Genomic DNA, 23,037 nt, shown 5'->3' with positions numbered 1-23,037 from the left:
GCAAGTTTTCTGTTAAAATGCCGAGCTTGCTCAACCAGTGTAAGTGAACACCTGTTATGTCTATGCAGCAATCCTACGAAAAAATTCTCACCGCAGTTGGTGAAGATCTTCAACGTCCAGGCCTTAAAGATACGCCTGTTCGTGCGGCGCGCGCTTTTTCGTATTTGACTTCAGGTTATAATCAAACGCTTGAAGAAGTTACAAACAATGCTGTTTTCCCATCAGAAAACCGCGAAATGGTGCTGGTGAAAAATATCGAATTTTATTCGCTCTGTGAACATCACCTTTTACCATTCTATGGTCGTGTGCATATTGCTTATTTGCCTGAAGGACAAGTGTTGGGTCTTTCTAAATTTGCTCGAATTACTGAAATGTTTGCACGTCGTTTGCAAATTCAGGAAAATTTAACGCAGCAAATCGCTGAAGCAGTCGCAAGCGTGACTCATGCACGCGGTGTTGCCGTTGTGATTGATTCCGCACATATGTGTATGATGATGCGTGGTGTTGGTAAACAAAACTCAACCACACGTACAGTTTCTTTTGTTGGTCAATTTAAAACTGACGAAGAAGTCCGCCGCGAATTTTTACGCGTTGTTCCTGAAAGCTATTAAGCTCGATGACCAAAGGCAAGTATTTACTTGCCTTTTTTATCTGAGAGATGAACATCATCAATCTGCCAATTGCCTTGGGTATCGCGTTTACCCAAGATCTTCATGACCAGCACCAAGCTCAGCAATAACAATAAATACCACGAACCGATTTTTCCCCACCAGACAATATGCCAACCATCAATCTGGCTTGGATAAACCCAGATATCATAAAAAGTACTGATATTTTCCGCAATCCAGATCAAAAATGCCAAAAACAGCAGCACAGGGAGCATCGGCAAATGCCATGTGCTTTTTAACACTTGGAAATTGACTTTGGTTTTCCAAAAAATCAGCACACTCCAGACAAATAAAATACTGCGAATATCCTGAATAAAAAACTTACTGATAAAGTTAATATAAGCACACAACGCCAATGCCAGCATGTTAAGCAGGCTTGGTAACTTTTCAAATGAAATATAAAACAGCCGAATCGAGCGGGCAAAAAAACTACCAATTGCCGAATACATAAAACCGGCAAAGAGCGGGACAGTTAAAATTTTCAAGATCGCAGGTTCGGGATACTGCCAAGAACCGATTTTGGGTGCAGTCAGAACCAGTTCCATGATCATTGCCATAACATGAAACAAGGCAATCACTTTGGCTTCTTGCCATGATTCCATCCGAAAATACAGCATCAATCCCTGAATCAACACTGCACAAAAAAATAAATAATCGTAACGGTAAAAACCCAAATACGGGTGATGCCCCATTTTAAAACTCAAGGCAAAAATGATGAGTAATAAAATACCAAAAAGTGCAGCGGACATTGCACGCTGCACTACGGTATAAATAAAACGAACGGTGAGGTTCACGCAAATTTAGCCTAGATACTTGGCACTATATTCATGAACCGTATCCACAAACACTTTGGCATGATCTGGATTGACCCATTGGGTAATTCCATGTCCAAGATTAGCAATATAACCTGTTTTTTCACCATGCGCATAAGCATCATCCAGCATGGCATGCACGGCTCTTTCTATCGATTTTGGCGAACCATATAAAATCGCAGGATCTAAATTCCCTTGTAGAGCCACTTGCCCCTGTACCAGTTCACGAGCCGTTTTCAGTGACGTTGTCCAATCTAGCCCCAAAGCATCAGCACCCGTTGCCAGCATTGGAATCAGCCATTGCCCACCGCCTTTGGTAAAGAGAATTACAGGAATGCGCTGTCCATCTTTTTCGCGTTGTAAACCTGCAATAATTTTCTGCATATATTGCAAAGAAAATTCCTGATACTCACGATGTGCCAGTGAGCCACCCCAACTGTCAAAAATCTGAATTGCTTGAGCACCTGCATCAATTTGTGCATTTAAATAATCAATCACCGACTCTGCCAGATGATCAAGTAAAGCATGCAACAGCTCAGGTTGGGCATACATCATCTGTTTGGTAAAACGGAATTCCTTACTTGATCCACCCTCAACCATATAAGTTGCCAGTGTCCACGGGCTTCCCGAAAAGCCAATCAACGGGACTTGCCCTGCCAATGCCGAACGAATGGTCGAAACCGCGTCCATCACATAACCCAAGTCTGTTTTAGCATTGAGCTTAGGGAGCTGTGCAATATCTTGTTCAGTTCTGACTGTTTTATGAAATTTTGGCCCTTCCCCAGCTTCAAAGTACAAACCCAAACCCAAAGCATCAGGTACAGTTAAAATGTCGGAAAATAAAATAGCAGCGTCCAACGCATAACGACGCAAAGGTTGCAATGTCACTTCACATGCAAAATCGGTATTTTTACATAAAGAAAGGAAATCGCCTGCCTGGGCACGTGTTGCGCGATACTCTGGTAAATACCGCCCTGCCTGACGCATCATCCAGACAGGTGTCGTATCAACAGGTTCACGTAATAAAGCACGTAGGAAACGATCATTTTTTAAAGTCGTCATATCCTTTCCATGAATCATCAAAAATTCACCTATCATAACAAAAAGCCCGTATTTTGAATAATCAAGCCGCTTGTTATTTTTATAGACGCAATACGGATACGAAATAATTAATGCATCGGTTTATAATTTCTGTAATACTGACCGCGTTTTTTCATCATACATACATAATTCTTAAGGTTGAATTAGATGTTCGTTCGCTCATTACTCGCTATGAGTCTAAGCTACCTCATGCTAAATACTGCTTTTGCAGCTCCTAATGCAGAGCAACCGTTAAATCCCAAAAAAGTAGCCTCAACGACTACTATTCAAGACCCGATCAATCCTCTTGCGCTCGATACCAAAGCGGCGTCTGAAGTTATGGAAGGTCGTAGTCCTGCAGCCTCTGAGGTTGCATCGGTGACAGCGGCATCTGAAGTACAAATCACCCAACAAGAGCAGAACAATCTTAACCAAGTCACCAAAACGGTTAAAACGATTGATCAAAGTTCAGAGAAAACCACAGCGACATCAACAAAAAATAACGCTGCAAAACATGCATGGACTCTTGATAATTTAAATAATATTCAATGGTATCCAAACATTGGTAAAGGGCAATTCCCTGTCTATGCACGCGCACAAGTCATGTTGAACAATAACCATGCTTCGCCTGGTGCAATTGATGGTAGCAGTGGCAAAAACACGCTCAAAGCCTTAGCTTCTTTCCAGCAAATGCAAGGTCTACCGACTACAGGGGAGCTTGATCAAGCGACTTGGAATGCTTTAATTGCGACTCAGAACAAACCTGCATTTATAGAATACAGCATTACTGAAGCTGACTTAAAAGGTCCATATGCGAAAAGCATTCCTTCAGACTATGCATTACAAGCGAAAATGCCAGGTCTATATTACACTCGCGTCACTGAAATGCTGGGTGAAAAGTTCCATATGGATGAGGAATTTTTAAAACAGCTCAATCCAAAAGCAACGTTTAATAAAGTCGGTGAAAAAATTATTGTGACCAACATCCGCAATAATTTACCTGAAAATATTCATTTGATTGTGGCGCATAAAGGTGCAAAACAATTGTATTTGTTCAATGACCGTAACCAAATGATCGGTTCATTCCCTGCAACGATTGGCAGTAGCGATACTCCATCTCCAACAGGAACATACAAAGTTGTTGGTGCCACCAAAAACCCTTACTACAGTTACTCTCCAAGTAACTTTGTACAAGGCAAGAACTTAAAACCTTTGACTCTGCCACCTGGCCCAAATGCTCCTGTGGGTAATGTCTGGATTGGTTTGAGTAAGCGTTCATTTGGTATTCATGGTACACCAAATCCATCTGCAATTTCTAAAACAGCATCACATGGTTGTATTCGTTTAACCAACTGGGATGCCAATGATTTAGCAAGCAAAGTAAAAGCTGGCGTGACTGTAAAATTTATTGAATAATTTTATAGCCATCCTTAAATAAGCTCAGAATTTCTGGGCTTATTTTTTATCAAAAACAATCAACAAGAAAAATATTTATAGACACGAAAATTCTTTTTCTGCCTGGTGCATCTGGAAGTACCCAGTTCTGGCAGCCTGTACAAAAAGATCTTGCCAAAGATTATCAAGCCGACATCATTGGCTATCCTGGGTTTGGTCAAACTCCAGCCAATCCTAATATTCTGAATTTCCAACAACTTACAGAGTATGTACTCGATCAGATTCAGCAACCATGCTATTTGGTTGCTCAGTCTATGGGTGGCATATTTGCAATAGCCGCTGCCCTACGTAAACCTGAATTAATTCGTGGTCTGGTTCTTCTTGCAACATCTGGCGGGATTGATCTTACTGGTTTTAAGGTGGCTGACTGGCGAGAAACCTACCGTCAGGAATATTTAAACGTGCCTGACTGGTTTATGACGGCACAAAGCAACTATCAAGATCAATTACACCAGATTCACTGCCCGACCCTGTTACTTTGGGGCGAATCTGATCCCATCAGCCCAGTGGCTATCGGGCAATATTTACAGCAACAGCTTAAACAATCCGATTTAAACATCATTACCCAAGGACAGCACGATTTTGCCAAAACACATGCTTCCGAAGTCACTCAACTAATTCGAAACTTTTTAACACGACATAAAAAAGCCAGCATATAGCTGGCTAATGAGAACTCAAAATTATAGTTTTGGATCTCGTAACTGTACCTGCGACTGGTTTACCTTAGTCAATACATCGGTCAGTTTATTCATCATTGCAGGGATAAGCTGGTCTGCAATTTGTGCTGCCTGCAAACCTAATTTTTCACCTAAAGTTGGTTTACGGCGCGTGCTAATCAGATACACATCATACTGCGGCAAAAGCTTCAAGATGACTTCATCTGAAGTTTGTAATTCATCAATCAGATTCAACTCTAGCGCATCCTGACCATACCAGTGCTCACCTGTTGCCACTTTTTCCACATTCAGTTTTGGACGATATTTTTCAACAAAGTGCTTAAACAGTGTATGAGTCTGTTGAAGCTCCTGCTCGAACTTGTCTTTCCCTTCTTGGGTATTTTCCCCAAACATCGTCACGGTACGTTTATATTGCCCAGCAGTATATAGTTCAAAATCAACGTGATGTTCACGCAGCAAACGGTTAAAGTTCGGAACCTGAGCCACCACACCAATAGACCCTACAATCGCAAATGGTGCTGCAATAATTTCATTCGCGATACATGCCATCATATAGCCACCGCTAGCCGCGACCTTATCAACCACAATCGTGACATGAAAACCTGCTTCACGTAAACGCACCAATTGAGCTGCAGCCAGACCATAACCATGTACCATGCCGCCTGGGCTTTCAAGACGAATCACGACTCGGTCTTGCCCTGCTTTTGCAGTTGACAAAATGAGGGTAATTTCTTCACGTAAAGCTGAAACAGCAGATGCTTGTACATCACCATTAAAGTCAACAATATAAACTTTCTGATTGTTCTTTTTGCGCTGCTTTGCTTCTTTGGCTAACTGTTTATTAAATTGTAACAGTTCAAGTTTTGATGCTGTGCTTTGAATAATTTTCTTTCTTTGTTCATTAACACGTGCATTGAGATGGGTCACGTGAATTTCAGCGGGAATTTTGGGCAATTGAAATAGCATATCTTAGCCTAATACATAAAGTCATGACTTCAAGATGAGGGTTTCAGTCGTAAAAATCAATAGACAAACATGAATCACTACAATTCAATAAAAATCCCCATGTAAACATGAGGATATAATTTAAAATCTTAAATTTAAATCAAAAATCAACCAAAGCGGCCTGTAATATAAGCTTCTGTTAATTGGTGGTCTGGCTGGGTAAAGACTTTCTCTGTTGAATTAACTTCAATCAAGTCGCCCAAATGAAAATATGCAGTACGGTCAGACACGCGTGCTGCTTGCTGCATTGAATGCGTTACAATCGCAATGGTGTATTGCGCTGACAAATCAGAAATCAATTCTTCAATTTTTGCAGTTGCAATTGGGTCGAGCGCTGAACAAGGTTCATCCATCAAAATGACTTCTGGGCTGACTGCTATAGTACGCGCAATACATAAACGCTGTTGCTGACCACCTGACAAGCTCGTCCCTGGCTGGTTTAAACGATCTTTGACTTCTTCCCACAAACCCGCTTTACGCAAGCTGTTTTCTACAATTTCCTCCATGTCGTATTTGTCACGCGCCAAGCCATGAAGCTTAGGGCCATAAGACACATTATCAAAAATCGACTTGGGAAACGGATTTGGTTTTTGAAACACCATTCCAACCTGTGCACGTAACAATACAACATCTAGGCTCGGGTCATAAATATCCTGTTGATCCAGTGTCACCTTTCCTGTAACACGGCAACTGTCAATCGTGTCATTCATACGATTTAAAGTACGTAAAAACGTTGATTTACCACAACCCGATGGCCCAATAAAAGCAATCACTTCATTTTGATAAATATTTAAATCAATACCTTTAATGGCTTCCGTTTCGCCATAGTAAACATGTACATTTTCAGTGCTGATTTTCACCTCTTGCACTGCTTTTTTCTTATGGCTTTCGTGTTGGTCAAAGTGACCAATATGAACATTCACTGGACGATGATGTTGAGTACCTTCGTATGACGTATGAGATTCTGGCATCACCTGTATATCCTGCGTTTGTAATGAAGTTATCTTTGCTGTATTCACGTTATTTTGCCCCGATTACCAACGAACTTCAAATTTCTTGCGTAACCAGATCGCCAAACCGTTTAGCCCAATCATCATGACTAATAACACAATAATCGCAGCTTCGGTACGACCTTCAAAAAAGTTACGAAGTTCATTGCCCTGCCATAGAAAAATCTGTACTGGCAATGCCGTCGATTGATCCAGTGGCGTAGCAGGAACACTCGCGACGAAAGCACTCATGCCAATTAAGAGTAATGGTGCGGTTTCACCCAAAGCCTGAGCCACACCAATAATCGCACCCGTTAAAATACCAGGCAGTGCGAGTGGCAAAACATGATGCAAAACAGTTTGTACGTTGGATGCTCCCAAGCCTTGAGCCGCTTGGCGAATCGAAGGCGGTACCGCTTTTAGTGCTGCACGTGTGGTAATAATGATTGTTGGCAAGGTCATTAAACTCAGAACCAAACCACCCACCATAGGTGCAGATAATGGCAAATGCATCCAGCCCACAAAAATTGCAGCACCCAACAAACCAAATACAATTGAAGGAACTGCTGCCAAATTATTGATATTCACTTCAATAATATCGGTCAGAATATTTTTCTTGGCAAACTCTTCCAGATAAATCGCGCTCGCCACACCAATTGGAATCGCAACAAAGATCACGATCAGCATCATGAACAACGACCCCATAAAAGCACCTGCCAAACCACTCGATGCAGGTGAACTCCTTGAGTCACTATTGGTAAAGATATTGAAGTTAAAAGTACGCTCAAGCATATTTTTCTTTGCTAATTGATCGACCAGTTTACGTACCTCAGGACTCAGCTGTTGTTGGTCATCAGGTAAACTACGATCAATCTTGCCAGCCAGCCACACATCCACATTTGCTTCAGCAAGGAACTTTAATTCCTCTTTTTTACCAATCAGGCTGGTATCTTTAAAGACCATATCACGAATACGAAAGGCTTCAGAGCTGGCATAAATACTGCGTAAATTATCTTCTTGTCCAGCAAGACTCGGATCTTTTGCAATCATGCCCTTAACAATCATGCTATCCCAGTCAACCATTCCCATTTTCGTTTGCCAATCGATATAACGCTCTTGATATTTGGCTGGAGATTCACCTGCTCGTTGGACAGGTTTTGCACCTACATCAATCATCTTTGGATCAAAATACACAGGAATGGTCATACTGGTTTGCCAGAATGAAGGTAAACCTTTATACAAAATACTACCGAACAATACCGCCACAAAGAATAGACCTGTCACAACGGCTGACAATCCCAAAGACCGAAAGATTTTTTCTTTACGGTGGCGCTTTGCCAAAGACTGGGTAATCATTCTTTTACGTTTTTCACGCAACTCTGCAGCAATTTTCGGATCAACCGCAGGTTGCCGCATTGAGGTCATACTCATTCGTATTGCTCACGATATTTACGCACAATATAGAGTGCAACAACATTAAGACACAGGGTAATGATGAACAGCGTTAAACCTAATGCAAAGGCAACCAGTGCTTGAGGACTTGCAAAGTCTGTATCACCCGTTAACTGGTTCACAATGGTCACGGTCACGGTAGAAACCGCTTCTAGTGGATTGACCTGCAACAATGGGCTGTTGCCTGCTGCAAGTACCACAATCATGGTTTCACCAATGGCACGTGATGTCGCCAGCAAAAATGCCCCCACAATACCTGGCAACGCAGCAGGTAAAACCACCTGACGAATCGTTTCAGACTGTGTTGCACCCAGTCCCAAAGAACCATCACGCAAAGTACGTGGCACTTGGGTAATAATGTCATCAGACAACGATGAAACAAATGGAATGATCATCACACCCATGACAAAACCAGCCGTTAATGCACTTGTTGCATTAATATCTACACCAATACTGGTGCCTACATACTTAAAGAATGGTCCAACCACCATTAAAGCAAAAACCCCATACACAATTGTTGGAATTCCTGCCAAAATTTCAATGCTTGGTTTTGCCCATGCGCGCAGTCTTGGAGAGGCATATTCAGCAAGGTAAATTGCGATCATTAACCCAACAGGAATGGATACCAGTAAGGCAATTGCACTCACCATGAGCGTTCCCCATAACAAGGGCAATAAACCATAGCTGCCTTCTGCGCTACCTGTTGTGCTAAAGCCAGGATTCCATTCAGTACCGAAGAAAAATGTACTTGGACTAACAAAATGAAAAAAATGCAAGGCTTCACTCAGCATTGACATGACAATACCAATCGTCGTCAGAATCGCAACACCTGAACATAACGCCAAACTCATACGAATGACTTTTTCTACATGGTTACGGGCACGATATTTTTGACTAATGCATTTTTGAGCAAAAATAAGACCGACCATTGCGACACAGATCACGACCGCAAACTTGGCATATTCACCAATTTTCACAAACTGTGCATACTGTTGTGCGGCTTTTAGCTCATATGGCATGACCTGATCAGTAACACCAAATCCTGTAGCAATCGCTTGAACATGATCGAGTAAAACAGTTTTACTCGCATCATCTAAATTTAAAAGCACCGATGCAGGCACCTGATTAAATACCGCCTCATGCAGTAAAGTGGGTTCCAACAGATTCCAAATCGCCAAAATAAGGAACGCAGGAATACCACACCACATTGCAACAAGGGCACCGTAATACCCAGGACGGGAGTGCAAACTAACGGAGCTATTGCCTTCCCCTGCCAACTGACGGCTCTTTTTTAAGCCTAACTGGTATGCAACTGCAATCAATGCCAGCAGTACACCCAAAAGAAGCAGATTCATCTTCTCTCCGCTCGTTTTTACCTTGATACACAGCCCAATCGATCAATCTAAAACCCTAGATTCACCTGATTTTGAGCAAATCCAATTAGTTAACAGTTTTACCTGCTTGAAAATCTGCCAAAATTTTTGCACGCTCTGCATCAGACATTGCAATCAACCCAGCACGCTCAAGTTTTGAACCTTTACCAGAAACGTGCTTATTTAAAAAATATTCAACGTACTGTGGTAAACCTTTCACTAATTTTACATGCTCTCCTTTTACATAGAAGAATAATGGACGAGATACAGGATATTTACCATTCAAGATCGTTTTTTCACTTGGAACAACATTATTGACTGTCGCAACGCGTAAACGGTCACGGTTTTGATTATAGAAACCAAGACCAAACACCCCCACAGCACTTGGAGAAGTTTTTAAACGTGCCAATGTTTCAGTGTAGTCCCCTGAAATTTCTATCACGCGACCATCTTTACGAAAACTAGAACATGCTTTTTTTTGTGCTTCTTTATCTAACTTTTTAAAGTAATCATATGCTTCACAACCAGCATCGACCATTTTTTCTTGAAACACTTCACGTGTACCGTGGTTAGATGCAGGGATCACCAACGTAATAGGTTCATTGGGTAAGCTTGGGTCAATCTGATTCCAGCGCGTATATGGGTTTGGAACCAACTTGCCTTTTGATGGAAGTTTTTCGGCCAGTGCTGCAAATACATGATAAGGCTTTAATTTATAGGTTGGTTTTGAACTGTTTGATGCAAATGCAATACCATCATAACCGATTTTTATTTCTTGGATTTTATTCACACCTGCTTTTTTACATGCTGCTATTTCAGTGTCTTTAATTTTACGTGATGCATTGGCAATATCGATGGTATTATCACCTACACCCTGACAAAATTGCTTCAAACCAGCAGATGAACCACCAGAACCAACAACTGGCACTTTAAACTGTGGGAAAGTATGTCCAAAGTCTTCTGCAACAATACTTGCGTAAGGCAATACTGTAGAAGAACCTGAGATTTGAATAGTTTCACGCGCTGCATGCGCGCCTGTTGCGAATAGTGTTACTGAACAAGCAAATGCTAAGGCAAAATATTTTTTGCTAAAATTCATTCCCATCTCTCAATTTAATTTATACCAATAAAAATACTGCATTTATTGGTAAATTCATGCCGAATCGCGTGCATTTTGAGTTTTTTATATGACATTTAGGTTACAAATTAAAGACTATTTTGTAATAATTCAGATTAGAGGCATTTTTTATAATTTTCATTAAAAATCAATAATAAATACAAATTAGATTAATTTGACCATGCTACTTACGATCATCTAAGGATGGAGTTCAGCTAGAACCAGCCACTTTAAATATGATGAATTCCATAGAAAAAGGTCACCTCAGTGACCTTTTTCTACAGCTTGATAGCAACTTATATTATTTAGTCAATCGCTGGAACATAAGTTCCTGCTGCAATTGCATCTTTAATACGATCTGCTTCAGCGAGAACCAATCCAAGTAAGTTCTGTACATTCTCAAGCGTTGCTACTGGGCTTAAAGTAGTCATTTTCAAGGATTGAACATGCCCTACTTTAGTTACACCAATATTCGCCTCACCACGTGCAAACAATTCATCTGCAACGTTCTGGTTCAAGCTATCCAAGAATTCAGCAGGATAACCTTCAGGCACAACACGGAACAACACAGAAGCAAATTGTGGTTCAACTAACAATTCAAGACCTGGTGTTGCTTTAATATAGTCAGCAACTTCACGTGTCAATTTAACACCGTGATCGATCATTGAACCATAAAGTTCTTCACCCAATGCTTCAACCGTCATCCACAATTTCAATGCATCAAAACGACGAGTCGTTTGTAATGATTTAGATACAAGGTTTGGTACACCATGTTCTTCATCATAAGCAGAGTTTAGGTATTCTGCTTCATAATGCATAAAGCGATAGTTGGCTTCGTCTTTCAACAAGAAAGCACCACAGCTAATGCTTTGGAAATAGTGTTTATGGAAATCTAGCGTCACCGAATCTGACAATTCAATACCATCTAGCATTGAACGGAATTCATTCGATAAAATCAGTGCGCCGCCCCAAGCTGCATCGACATGCATCCACGCACCATATTGGTTAGTGATGTCACGAATTTTCTTGAGTGGATCAATTGCACCAGCGTCAGTCGTACCAGCTGTTGCAACAACACAGGCTACGATTTTACCCTCAGCTTTCAAATGCGCCATGGTTTTTTCCAGCGCATCGACATCCATCTGAGCATTTTCGTTCACAGGAACAGTCACAACTGACTGAAAGCCCATGCCCATCATTGCCATGTTCTTTTGCACAGAGAAGTGTGCATTTTCAGAACAAATAACTTTGACATTTTTCAATGCATCAGCAGGTAAGCCATCACGCTGTACAGACCATTCCTGACCGTTTTCGCCTTTCCAGTTTTTCGCAATACACCAGTCACGCGCAAGCAATACACCCATAAGGTTAGATTGCGTACCACCAGAGGTAAATACCCCTGCCTGACCTGTGCCATAGCCCACTTTTTGACGTAACCAGTCAATCAATTGAACTTCCATCAACGAACCTGCAGGGCTTTGATCCCATGAATCCATTGATTGGTTGGTCGCATTGATTAACACTTCCGCAATCTGGCTCATCACCATCGTTGGGCAGTGTAAATGTGCCAATGAGTGAGGATGATGTACTTTTAAGCTTTTATTGAGAAAAAGCTCAACCATACGTTCTAACGACGTCTGTACACCTAAACCATCTTTAGATGGTTTAAAAGAAATCGCGGCACGCAAATCTTTGATGCTACCGCCTGTGTACATTTTATCATTTTGCAACCATGCAGAAACGGCTTTCACCGCTTCACCCATTGCTGACTGATAGTCAGCAATGGATTGTGCATCATTACAAAGTAAAGCTTTACGATGTTGTGCAAAATCAACCATTAAGCACCTCGAACGGCAACAAGCGCCTCAGCAACTGCTTTCTTGAAGCGTGCAATAACTTCTACACACTCGTCTTGAGTAATGATCAACGGGCAAAGTAAACGAATGACTGTACCGTTACGACCACCTTTTTCTAACAACAATTTGTTGTTAAAGCATGCTGTTTGAATCGCAGCAGCCAATTGCGCATCTGCAGGTAATGAACCCATGTGATCAGCAGCTTTACGCTCATCGACAATTTCAATACCCAACATTAAGCCACGGCCACGTACGTTACCGATACATGGGAATTCTTGTGCCAATTTTTTCATTTCAGCTTGTAAGAAATCACCACGTTCTTGCGCATTTTGAGCTAGGTTTTGTTCTTTAATAACTTGTAAAGAAGCTAAACCTGTACCCATTGCCAATTGGTTACCACGGAAAGTACCCGTGTGACCCGCTGGTTGCCAAGCATCAAATTTACGTTTAATGCCCAATACTGCAAGTGGCAAGCTACCACCTACTGCTTTAGACATAACAACAACGTCTGGCTCGATACCCGCATGTTCAAATGCAAACATTTTGCCTGAACGTGCAAAGCCCGCTTGTACTTCATCAAGAATCAACACAATGTTGTGTTTTTCAGTTACTTCACGGATTTTACGAAGCCATTTTGTAGGTGCAATTACAACACCGCCTTCACCTTGAATCGCTTCAAGAATGACAGCAGCAGGTTTAGTCACACCACTTTCAACATCTTCAATGAACTGTTCAAAATAGTAAGTTAATGCATCAACACCCGCTTCACCGCCAATACCCAATGGGCAACGGTATTCATGCGGATATGGCATAAACTGAACACCAGGCATGAGGTTATTGACTGCATTTTTTGCACTCAGGTTACCTGTCATTGCCAATGAACCATGAGTCATACCATGATAGCCACCAGAGAAGCTAATCACTGAACTACGGCCAGTATAAGTTTTTGCAAGTTTAATCGCTGCTTCTGTTGCATCTGCACCAGATGGACCACAGAACTGTAAGCAATATTCTTCTTTACCACCAGGCAAATAAGCCAATAAAGCTTCAGTAAAAGCATCTTTTAAAGGTGTCGTTAAATCTAAAGTATGCAAAGGCAGACCACTTGCAAGTGTGTCTTGGATACTTTGAATAACCGCAGGGTGATTATGACCTAATGCCAATGTCCCTGCACCAGCTAAACAATCAAGGTACTCAGTACCTTCAACATCAGTAACCCAACAACCTTGTGCTTTCGCTATCGCTAACGGTAATTTACGTGGATAACTACGAACATTCGATTCCATCTGACTTTGGCGAGTCAAGTAATATTCGTTGGTGGAATTGGTGGCAGGATTTACAGAAGTAACGCTCATATCGAATTACCATCTCTGATATGGGTTGAAAGAAATAAGTCTGGTGACTTGTGGTCCTTTGACTCGGTGCTTGTAGAATTCTAGTTAGACAAAATTTAGAACTTATAACTAGGAGGGCGATAATACCCTTTTTTCTATAAAAATAAAGACCTTTTAGCTCTTTATTTGACCTAATTCATTGAAAAAAACATTTATCTAATGAATTAGCTTCATTATTATGATACTCCATGACAAAAATAAGAAAATCCATCTCATCAGAAATATTTTTTTATCTTTGGATCAACAAAAAAAATCATCCAATATTCAATAATTAATTTACTGAATTTAAAAGATTTTATTTCTTAAACCAAGATACAAAAACTTAAAAAGTATTACAAAGAAGCGACAATTTAACTTTATATAATCCGTTTTCTCCAATTAACATGAGCCTGATAACAAACACTCAAAATTCAAGGAAAATTTATGAGAAATTTGCTCGTATCTAGCTTACTTATTGCTAGCGTCAGTAGCCCAGTTTTTGCCGCCACTACCGAAGCATTAAACTACAATGTCATCAACATTCAGGCGGATGCTTCGCGTGAGGTTTCCAACGACCAGATTCAAGCTGTTCTTTACATTGAAAAGAACAATAAACAACCTGCTGAACTGGCCAACCAAATCAATACACTGATGAATCAGGCTTTGGCAACTGCCAAAAAATATCCGCAGGTGAAAGTCAAAACTGGGGCTCAAAGTACCTACCCTGTTTACGACACTGACAACAAAAAACTCAAAGAATGGCGTGGACGTGCTGAACTACAAATCGAAAGCCGTGATTTCAAAGCCGCCAGTCAGCTGATCAGTGAACTGCAGCAGAACTTCCAGACCGACTCGATTGGTTTTAGTATTTCGGATGAACAGCGCAGTAAAGTTGAAAACGAGCTAATGCTTGAAGCTTCCAAAAACTTCCAGCAACGTGCCCAGTTACTGACTCAGTCTTGGCACAAAACCAGCTACAATCTGGTCAATCTCAATGTCAATACCAACAGTAGCTATCGCCCGATCATGATGAGTGCAAGAACAGCCAAGTTTGCTGAAGTTGCGGCTGCACCTATGGCACAGGACATGAATGCAGGAGAATCTAAAATTAGTGTCAGCGCAAACGGAACAATTCAACTAAAATAAGACTTTGAATTAGACTGAGTGAAACAACCCGATGAAATCTTTCCACGCCAATCATATTTCTTGTAGCCATGATGATGACGTATTCACCATTGGCTTGTCAGATGATGAGTTTGACCCGATTGATTTCGTCATTTTAAGCCGTTTTGATGAACCTGATATGGCAGTAAATCAACAAATTGGGCTTTTGGTCAACGAAACTGAATTTGAATTTCAAAATGCAATTGAATCGATCCGTTTTTTTGATAACCAAATGGTGATTCAACTCGCAGCAGACGTTGTTGCAGACGAATTAGAATACTCTTCAATTCATATTGAACTGGCAGATCAAAATGAAGATTTGCCCCGCGCTATAAAACGTATGTTTGCAGGCTCAAGCGTACAGTTAAAATTTAATTAATAAAAAAGCGCAGTTTAGACTGCGCTTTTTTATGACTTGATCATTATTTTTTAAACGGTAGCGAGTATTTCAAAATACGTCCCAAAACCTGACCATATTGTTTAAACAGGCTGGCATTGTTGTAGTTTAAACCGTATTTTTTACATACAGCTTCTACTTTTGGCCCCATTTTGCGGTAACGGCGCGCAGGAATTTCTGGGTACAAATGGTGCTCAATCTGATGGCTCAAGTGACCTGTCAAAATATGAAAGGCTTCTGAACCTGTTAAGTTGGATGACCCGCGAATTTGGCGCATATACCAGTGTCCGCGACTTTCATTTTCCAAGACACTTTTTGGAAAAACTTCAACATCTTTGGTGAAGTGACCACAGAAAATGATACTGAATGTCCAAACATTACGGATACCATTTGCCGCTAGGTTGCCAAGCAATACAGGTACTGCACTTGGTCCTGCCACGAGTGGGAAGAATACATAATCCTTGAACAATTGTTTCGCAACTTTGCGTTGTACTGGGCGCATTTCTTGGATAAATTTGGCCTTCGTCTTGCGTCCCATCATCAGTTTGCCGACTTCCAAGTTTTGGATCGCGACACCCCATTGGAACAGCAAGCAAAATGGAATACTGTACAACGGTTGCAATAAATAGCTTTTTTTCCAGCGCTGTTCTGGGAATAAGCGCACCAGACCATAACCAATGTCATCATCCATCCCTTTAATGTTGGTATAAGTATGATGTTTATAGTTATGAGTTTGACGCCAGTTATCACTTGTACCGACATTATCCCATTCGTAGGTTTGTCCCATGAATTTCGGATCATTCATCCAGTCATATTGACCGTGCATGACATTGTGTCCGACTTCCATATTTTCCAAAATTTTAGACAAACCGAGTAAGCCTATACCGAGTACCCACGCTGGTGGAAACCAGCCTGCGAACAATAAAGCACGACCTGCTAGACTGCTATAACGTACAACGGAGTACACACGGCGAATGTACTGGGCATCTTTTTCGCCCAAGTCATCCACAACTTCTTGTTTGATGGCATCTAGCTCTTGAGCAAGCGCCTCTAAATCGGCTTCAGTGAGTTCGCGGTTTTTAGGATTTTTAAAATATTGTGTTTTTACTTGCATATTCATAGCAGATGCCTCTCTTAAAGATCTAACACAAGGTCAGTTTGTGCGGAGTTGACACATAAGCGTAGTAGGCTATTTGGTTCAGTATTTTCCGACTGATTATTTAAGTTTTTGGTTGCACCCGATACTTTATTACATGCACATTTATTGCAAATACCCATACGGCAACCGTGAGTTGGTTTGAGCTGAGCCTGTTCCAGACCAATCAAAATTGGCTGACCTTTAGCAACAGCAATGGTTTTCTTAGATTTGCTTAAAGTAATATTTACAAAGCCAACGTCATTAGTTTCTATATGTGTCAGGCTAAACGCTTCACTTTTGAAAAGTTTTGCGCCAGCAAACACACTTTCTGCAGCATTGACAAAACCCGATGGGCCGCAAGCAAAGACAGTACGTTCAGCAAAGTCTGCAGCCAATGCTGTATGTTTCTGATTAATACGTTCAGCAGCAGGTTCATCACGCGTACATAGCGCGGTAAACTTAAAATTCGGATAGGTTTGTTGCCATTCTTCAAATTCTGATTTGAAAGCAAGACCTGTGGCATGTTGTGCCCAGTACATTAAATGAATGTCATAGTCCTTGAGCTGCCCAGACTGATGCAGTCCTGCCAACATGCTATACATTGGAGTAATCCCACTACCCGCAGCCAGCAACAGTAACTGTTTTTGTTGCTGTTCGCTAACCAGCATATCACCGTAAGGCTGTCCAAATTCAAGGATATCACCCACTTGAGCTTGTTCACATAACCATGTACTCACCACACCGCCTTCAATTTTCTTTAAGGTCAGTTTTACGTGATGGGCATCCAGTCGAGTCAAACTGTAGGTACGTTCATAGCGGCGGCCATGAATTTCTACATGTACGGGATGATGCTGCCCAGCAACACCATATTGCATATGTTGGTTGCAATGAATGGTTAAACTCACAACATCATTGGCAATGATTTGTTTTTTGACAATTCGCCCAAGTGCTTCACGAGTTGACCACAATGGATTGAGTTTTTGAAGCCAAAAATTTACGGTATTACTGTCATAGACACTACCAGACAGAAAATCTAAAAGTTGTTTTTTACGTTGTATGACATGCATTGTGGTCATCTCTATTATGACTTTCTAATTATTATACACATGTATATATATATGTATAGTATTTATGCAATCAAGAAACAATTCTTTGCACTATTTCTTATCGTTCAGTTCTAAGGCTATAATCTTCAAATAAATCCGAGCTTGCCACATGAGTTTACATGCCCCCTTTATCGATAACTGCTATGCCAACTGATCACTCGTTACTTGACACTCCCCCTACTCAAGCCAAAACAGCTCTACGTAGTGCTGGTCGAAAAGCCACGATTACCAAAGAAGAATTATTTCAGGCAACCTTAAATTTAATTGGCCCAGAAAAAAGTATTGCGTCTTTGAGTTTACGCGAAGTTGCTCGTGAAGCAGGCATTGCACCCAACAGTTTTTATCGGCATTTTAAAGACATGGATGAGCTTGCGATTGAACTGATTAATCGTGCTGGCGTGGTGTTACGTAAGATTATTCGTGAAGCACGCCTTAAAGCATCTAAACAAGAAAGCATTATTCGTACTTCAGTTGAAGTCTTTTTACAGCAACTCGACACCGATGATGGCAACCTGAGTTTACTGTTACGTGAAGGTTATACGGGTTCAATTTCCTATAAACGCGCGGTGGAGCAACAACTCAGCTTTTTCCAGCAAGAATTGCAAGAAGACCTGATTCGTTTAGAGCGTTTGAACCAGAACCGACTGTTTCACCCAGATTTAGCGGCAAAAGCTATTACCCAGCTGGTATTTAATATGGGTGCAAAAGTCATCGATTTGCCTGTAAATGAACGTAATGTCGTGGCACAGCAAACCATGATCATGATTCGGATGATTCTTGAAGGTGCACGCCGCCTAAACGAAGCGAAAATTGGCTAATTTTTTTGATTCAGATAAAGCGTATTTTTTTATTTCTAAGTATTTCCGAAGCAGTTAGAATGACCTTTGTCTAGGATTAATACAATTCTGTGCAGCCTCATTGCATTTCCTATGGCATTTCTTTTGCTAAATATCGGGTCAAACCAGCATGAATATCTTGAGCGACAGACAAAGCATTCTGGCAAGCTATATTCTTATTATATTATCTCTTGTGGCGATTATTCCTTTACATCTCCTGCCAAGTTTTTTTGCAGGCTTCCTGATCTATGAAATTATTCATAGTTTAAGTAAGGTGATTGATCGTTATATTGACAGTCATCGCGCAAAATTAATTATCAGCATTGTACTGAGTATTGTGATTGTTTCCTTGCTCAGCTTCCTTATTACCAGTCTGGTCAGCTTTGTGATTTATGATTTACAAGGGCCTGGACTGACGGCGTTTAGTGAAAAAATTGACCAAACATTGATTTTATTACAACAGGAAGTTTCAAAATATATCTCCATTTATATTCCAAACAGCGTAACTGATTTAAAAAACCATATTTTTATTTTACTTAAAGATAACGTTTCTGTTTTAAGGCATACAGGTTCGGATATTTTGCATAATTTTGCCACCATGGTGATTGGCTTAATTATCGGGATCTTAGTTTCTATTCATTCGTTTAGCTATAAAGAAGCCCAGCCAACATTTAAAATGGCGCTGATGCTACGTATTGAAAAACTGGGATTGTCATTTAGAAATGTCGTTTTTGCTCAAATTCAGATTTCTCTAATTAACACCGCCCTGTTTATTGTTTTTGTATTTATTGCACTGCCATTATGCGGTGTACACCTTCCTTTTGCTAAAACCCTGACTATTTTGACCTTTATTTTTGGGCTGATTCCGATTGCAGGCAATCTAATTTCCAATAGCCTGATTATTATTTCAGGTTTAACCATTTCATTGCCTGTCGCTGCTGCAGCTTTAATGTATTTAATCCTGATTCATAAGCTTGAATATTTTATTAATGCCAAAATTGTAGGCAGCAAAATTAATGCGCATGCTTGGGAAGTTCTGCTTGCCATGCTGATTTTTGAAGCTATTTTTGGTTTTGGTGGGCTGATTGCAGCGCCAATTTTCTATGCTTACATCAAGCTTGAAATGAACGATGCCAAGTTAATCTAACTACAATAAAAAACGCCTGATGAACTGCCCTTAAAAAGTTGGGCAGCCAGTCAAATATAACGCCCGCTTCTTAATGGACTCAAGCCTAATATATCGATGTTAATTTTCAGTGTAAGGTGAGATTTTACTCACCTTACAGGTCAAGCAACATGGCACAGCAAGATTATGAAAATGGCTTAAAAGTTCGTACTGAAGTGATGGGCGAAGCATTTGTCAAACGCGCTCAAGACAATACCGTTGCATTTACCCAACCTTTACAGGACTGGATTAATGAACACGCTTGGGGTTCAACGTGGCAACGTGAAGGAGTTTTGCCGCGCAAATACCGCTCTTTAATTACCATCGCCATGTTGGTTGCACAAAAATCTCCAACCGAACTGAAAGGTCATGTGCGTGGCGCGCTGAATAATGGTTGTAGTGTAGAAGAAATTCAGGAAACCTATTGCACAGCTTGCCATATTGCGGTGCGCCTGCGACTCAAGAAGCATTCCGTGCTGCGCTAGAAGTTATTCAGGAATATCAGGCAGCTCAAAAATAATGATTGAGATAGACATCTTTGTTATTTTTTTGGTGCAAAGATGTCTATCTGCATTTTTAAGGGCTTGGTTTGTCTATAAAAATAAGTTGAATATCCTGCTTGGGAACAAAGTTTTGCTCAGTCGCCTTAAACTGTGTCGCACTCACTTTTTTCAATTGTCCTTTCCAACACAATGACACAAACTGGTTTGGCTGTTTCTCAATGGTCAAATTAAAGCGTTCAATCGGTTTTGCCCAGTTTGCACCTGTTTTTAAAATATAACCCATCTCAAGATAGTTAGGCGTTGGATTACCCATTTTGCGTAAAACCTTTTTCAGGTTGTCGTCAACACACACTGACTTTGCTTTTTCTGGATCTAAATATACCGAACCACCTAACAATGGCGTGTATTGATGCCGAACTCGTGTGACTTGGTTGGGTAAAAAAGTCTGCTGCCAGCTATAAATAATTTGTGACTGCCACCAAACATCTTCATTCAATTTCAACAGTTTTTGCAGTTTCGGTTGCTGACAGTGCAACATTTTCCGATTTAACTCCGATACATCATATTTTTCTGTCCACGGACTCATGATCTCATCATCCGACCAACCACAGACTTTTAACTCCGCAGTCACATCAATCATCGGTGCATTTTCTCTAACATCATTTACAGATTTAAGCTGAGGTAGAAAAGCACGGACATGAACCTGTGGCGAAATCTGCTTTCCATTCGACCACACTTTAAAACTTTTGACCAAATCTGCGGTGTCTGCGTAGTCGCTATCATGCCAACTTTCCACCAAAGGCAAAGGAAATAAAATGTTTTCGGTGATTGGATGATTGGTGAGATTTTTAAATTGATAATCGACTCGAACCTGTTTCTGACTAATCAATAAGTCTTCGGTTTGCATAGCAATATTGGGATTTTTCACATACTGCGCCCCACCAGTTGCCACATAACCTGCACTGTCATTGGCAACTGCCTGTTGGATAGAAAGTAATCCAAATAAAATTATCCATTTATTGGTCATCTACGAGCACTCTTTTTATTTTGATGTTGCACTTTAGCCGAAAAGCTCTGTATTCACCACATGCTTTGTTTTTCTGATTGGATTTAAAATATGATTTTATAACATAACTATAACGTTTATTTTTTTACTTTATTTCTATGTCAGTTATTTCTTCACAGCGCCTACAGGCAATCGATGCGCTGCGTGGATTGGTCATCATTATTATGATGCTCGATCACGTTCGCGAAACCTTTTTTCTACACCATCAAGTTTCCGACCCGATGCAAGTCTAAGAGGTTGAACCTACCCTATTTCTCAGCCGTTCTTTGGCGCATCTGTGTGCACCTGTTTTTGAGTTGCTCACAGGACTACCTGTCTTTCTTTATCAGCAAAAATATGACCTGAAATGCATACAAGTGTAGACGTCTTAATTTTATTGGCGCTGAGCAAAGTTGAACAATCCCCATGGGAAAAACCATTGATTGTATTGGGTTCTGTCCCGATGTTTTTTTATATTCTGCATTTATATATGCTGAAATTTCTCTATGTGATAGCAGTACAGATTTGGGGAACGAATCAAGGGCAATATTTCGGTGTTAATCAGATGAGTTACTTATGGTTGATCATGCTGATTTTACTGGTCGCGCTGTATCCTGCAGTTCAGGCATTTTCAAAATTCAAGCATGCCAATAAATAGATTGAAATTTTGAAGTATTTTTAAAAGTCAGGGAAAAAGCAGATCTTTGGAGGTCTGCTTTTTATAAAATTCTTATAAAAAATCATTTTAATTTCAAGCTAATTCTTTCATAAAAATCCTGATATATTTAAAGTCATTCATCTTAGAAAATTAAAAAATGGCACACCAAGCAATAATTTTAAATGTCATGATCGCCTCACCAAGTGATGTAGCAGAAGAAAGACAATTGGTTCGCGATGCAATCTATGAGTGGAATGCCATTCATTCAAAACAATTTGGTATTATGCTCAACCCAGTAGGTTGGGAAACGCATGTTGCCCCTGAAATGGGAGATAGGCCACAAGAAATTATTAATAAAAGAATTTTAGAAAATTCAGATATTTTAATTGGAATATTTTGGACACGTTTAGGAACACCTACAGGTGATTATGTTAGCGGCACTGTTGAGGAAATTTCAAAACATATCACATCTAAAAAACTTACATGCCTTTATATCTGTGATCGACCAATTCCACCAAGCCAAATTACGGATCAATACTCTAAATTACAGACCCAAATTAATGAGTGGAAACCCAGTGGAGTCCTAAATTTCTATAGAGAATTAGCAGGTTTTAAAGAAAATATTAAAAATCATCTCACTCTTCATATACGAGATAATGAATATATCCAAGAAATTATCAACAATTTGAATTCTTCTAATTCAGTTAGTCCAATACCTTCAAACCAAACGATACAACCCAGTGAAGAAATGATTCAGATTCTTCTCAATGCTGGCGAATCAGAAAGTGATATTCAATTCCTTGAAAATATTGATACTACAAATCTCTATGCTGGTGATTTACAGCTCAATTTAAACGGGCAAAGAGAAATTTCAACATGGAAATCCGCAATTAAGAATTTAGAAAAACTTGGATTAATTGAAGATGATTATGAAGGGAAACTATTTAAATTAACCCAAAATGGTTGGGAAGCTTTTGATCAACTACAAACTCAACTTGAGGAAAACAAATAATATTGCATCTTTCAACTTGGAAGACTTTTAGAATCCAAGTACAATACTTCGCTAGTCGAGGGATGCTGCGACGTTTTACAGGCACAAAATGTAAAAGCGCCAGGCTCGACGATCGGTTAAATATTCTTTTAACCAACAACGGCATCCGCGAACTGA

Annotated in this window: 20 protein-coding genes and 3 pseudogenes; 11 read left to right on the top strand and 12 right to left on the bottom strand. The window is 40.3% G+C overall.

Going from position 1 to position 23,037, the window contains the following annotated elements:
* Positions 1-62: 62 nt before the first annotated feature.
* Positions 63-611: a GTP cyclohydrolase I FolE gene (gene folE, locus P255_RS03740; RefSeq protein WP_171063649.1), complete on the top strand. Its 549-nt coding sequence runs from the start codon at positions 63-65 to the stop codon at positions 609-611.
* Positions 612-634: 23 nt separating this feature from the next.
* Here folE and P255_RS03735 read toward each other — a convergent pair whose 3' ends face one another.
* Both P255_RS03735 and hemE read right to left on the bottom strand, forming a co-directional pair.
* Positions 635-1,417 carry a DUF817 family protein gene (locus tag P255_RS03735; RefSeq protein WP_044450231.1) on the bottom strand — a complete coding sequence of 261 codons (783 nt, stop codon included), beginning with the start codon at positions 1,415-1,417 and terminating at the stop codon, positions 635-637.
* A gap of 51 nt (positions 1,418-1,468) precedes the next feature.
* Complete coding sequence (gene hemE, locus P255_RS03730; protein ID WP_035364994.1) at positions 1,469-2,542, bottom strand: uroporphyrinogen decarboxylase; 1,074 nt, start codon at positions 2,540-2,542, stop codon at positions 1,469-1,471.
* 186 nt (positions 2,543-2,728) lie between these two features.
* Between hemE and P255_RS03725 the strand changes: the two genes are divergently transcribed.
* Positions 2,729-3,976, top strand: a complete 1,248-nt coding sequence (locus tag P255_RS03725) for a L,D-transpeptidase family protein (protein ID WP_004903712.1) — start codon at positions 2,729-2,731, stop codon at positions 3,974-3,976.
* A gap of 77 nt (positions 3,977-4,053) precedes the next feature.
* Positions 4,054-4,674, top strand: a complete 621-nt coding sequence (locus tag P255_RS03720) for an alpha/beta fold hydrolase (protein ID WP_035364993.1) — start codon at positions 4,054-4,056, stop codon at positions 4,672-4,674.
* Between the two features lie 21 nt (positions 4,675-4,695).
* Here the strand turns inward: P255_RS03720 and sohB are convergent, their stop codons facing one another.
* From sohB to P255_RS03685, 7 genes and pseudogenes are all read right to left on the bottom strand, one after another.
* A complete protein-coding gene (gene sohB, locus P255_RS03715) occupies positions 4,696-5,658 on the bottom strand; it encodes a protease SohB (protein ID WP_004903709.1) in 963 nt (320 codons plus the stop codon).
* A 146-nt stretch (positions 5,659-5,804) separates the two neighbouring features.
* Positions 5,805-6,569 (bottom strand): annotated as a pseudogene (gene pstB / locus P255_RS03710) (phosphate ABC transporter ATP-binding protein PstB); the annotation flags it as partial.
* A gap of 162 nt (positions 6,570-6,731) precedes the next feature.
* Entirely contained in the window at positions 6,732-8,123 is a 1,392-nt protein-coding gene (gene pstA, locus P255_RS03705) for a phosphate ABC transporter permease PstA (protein ID WP_370664277.1), read from the bottom strand.
* The gene (gene pstC / locus P255_RS03700) at positions 8,114-9,493 is read right to left on the bottom strand and encodes a phosphate ABC transporter permease subunit PstC (protein ID WP_004903702.1); all 1,380 of its coding nucleotides are present in this window, start codon (positions 9,491-9,493) and stop codon (positions 8,114-8,116) included. Before pstC ends, pstA begins: the two co-directional genes overlap by 10 nt.
* 85 nt (positions 9,494-9,578) lie before the next feature.
* Entirely contained in the window at positions 9,579-10,610 is a 1,032-nt protein-coding gene (locus P255_RS03695; protein WP_004903701.1) for a substrate-binding domain-containing protein, read from the bottom strand.
* Positions 10,611-10,933: 323 nt separating this feature from the next.
* The gene (locus P255_RS03690) at positions 10,934-12,466 is read right to left on the bottom strand and encodes a pyridoxal phosphate-dependent decarboxylase family protein (protein ID WP_004903700.1); all 1,533 of its coding nucleotides are present in this window, start codon (positions 12,464-12,466) and stop codon (positions 10,934-10,936) included.
* A complete protein-coding gene (locus P255_RS03685) occupies positions 12,466-13,839 on the bottom strand; it encodes a diaminobutyrate--2-oxoglutarate transaminase (RefSeq protein WP_004903699.1) in 1,374 nt (457 codons plus the stop codon). Before P255_RS03685 ends, P255_RS03690 begins: the two co-directional genes overlap by 1 nt.
* Before the next feature lie 462 nt (positions 13,840-14,301).
* Between P255_RS03685 and P255_RS03680 the strand changes: the two genes are divergently transcribed.
* Both P255_RS03680 and P255_RS03675 read left to right on the top strand, forming a co-directional pair.
* On the top strand, positions 14,302-15,003 hold the full coding sequence (locus P255_RS03680; RefSeq protein ID WP_004903697.1) for an SIMPL domain-containing protein: 702 nt from the start codon (positions 14,302-14,304) through the stop codon (positions 15,001-15,003).
* 31 nt (positions 15,004-15,034) lie between these two features.
* A complete protein-coding gene (locus tag P255_RS03675; protein WP_004903695.1) occupies positions 15,035-15,400 on the top strand; it encodes a hypothetical protein in 366 nt (121 codons plus the stop codon).
* Positions 15,401-15,443: 43 nt separating this feature from the next.
* On the opposite strand, the gene P255_RS03670 is transcribed toward P255_RS03675, so the two are convergent.
* Together P255_RS03670 and P255_RS03665 are read right to left on the bottom strand one after the other, a co-directional pair.
* Positions 15,444-16,538, bottom strand: a complete 1,095-nt coding sequence (locus P255_RS03670) for a fatty acid desaturase family protein (protein WP_004903693.1) — start codon at positions 16,536-16,538, stop codon at positions 15,444-15,446.
* 14 nt (positions 16,539-16,552) lie between these two features.
* Positions 16,553-17,623 carry a flavin reductase family protein gene (locus P255_RS03665; protein WP_004903691.1) on the bottom strand — a complete coding sequence of 357 codons (1,071 nt, stop codon included), beginning with the start codon at positions 17,621-17,623 and terminating at the stop codon, positions 16,553-16,555.
* Between the two features lie 182 nt (positions 17,624-17,805).
* Between P255_RS03665 and fabR the strand changes: the two genes are divergently transcribed.
* From fabR to P255_RS03650, 3 genes and pseudogenes are all read left to right on the top strand, one after another.
* Entirely contained in the window at positions 17,806-18,480 is a 675-nt protein-coding gene (gene fabR / locus P255_RS03660) for an HTH-type transcriptional repressor FabR (protein WP_228127536.1), read from the top strand.
* A gap of 148 nt (positions 18,481-18,628) precedes the next feature.
* Complete coding sequence (locus P255_RS03655) at positions 18,629-19,645, top strand: AI-2E family transporter (protein WP_004903687.1); 1,017 nt, start codon at positions 18,629-18,631, stop codon at positions 19,643-19,645.
* Positions 19,646-19,794: 149 nt separating this feature from the next.
* Positions 19,795-20,183: pseudogene (locus tag P255_RS03650) on the top strand (carboxymuconolactone decarboxylase family protein).
* A 56-nt stretch (positions 20,184-20,239) separates the two neighbouring features.
* On the opposite strand, the gene P255_RS03645 reads toward P255_RS03650, so the two are convergent.
* Positions 20,240-21,193 (bottom strand): DUF4424 family protein, encoded by a 954-nt coding sequence (locus P255_RS03645; protein WP_004903683.1) that lies wholly within the window; start codon positions 21,191-21,193, stop codon positions 20,240-20,242.
* 137 nt (positions 21,194-21,330) lie between these two features.
* Here P255_RS03645 and P255_RS15720 point away from each other — a divergent pair.
* The 3 genes and pseudogenes from P255_RS15720 to P255_RS03635 form a co-directional block, all read left to right on the top strand.
* Positions 21,331-21,567, top strand: a pseudogene (locus P255_RS15720) (hypothetical protein); the annotation flags it as partial.
* Between the two features lie 11 nt (positions 21,568-21,578).
* A complete protein-coding gene (locus P255_RS15715) occupies positions 21,579-21,869 on the top strand; it encodes an acetyltransferase domain-containing protein (protein WP_004903680.1) in 291 nt (96 codons plus the stop codon).
* 157 nt (positions 21,870-22,026) lie between these two features.
* Positions 22,027-22,881 carry a DUF4062 domain-containing protein gene (locus P255_RS03635; protein ID WP_004903677.1) on the top strand — a complete coding sequence of 285 codons (855 nt, stop codon included), beginning with the start codon at positions 22,027-22,029 and terminating at the stop codon, positions 22,879-22,881.
* Positions 22,882-23,037: the final 156 nt, after the last annotated feature.

Source organism: Acinetobacter brisouii CIP 110357 (genome assembly GCF_000488275.1).
In the GTDB taxonomy this organism is placed as follows: domain Bacteria; phylum Pseudomonadota; class Gammaproteobacteria; order Pseudomonadales; family Moraxellaceae; genus Acinetobacter; species Acinetobacter brisouii.
Note: the sequence above shows the minus strand (reverse complement) of the source record. Positions and strands in the feature narration are given on the sequence as shown.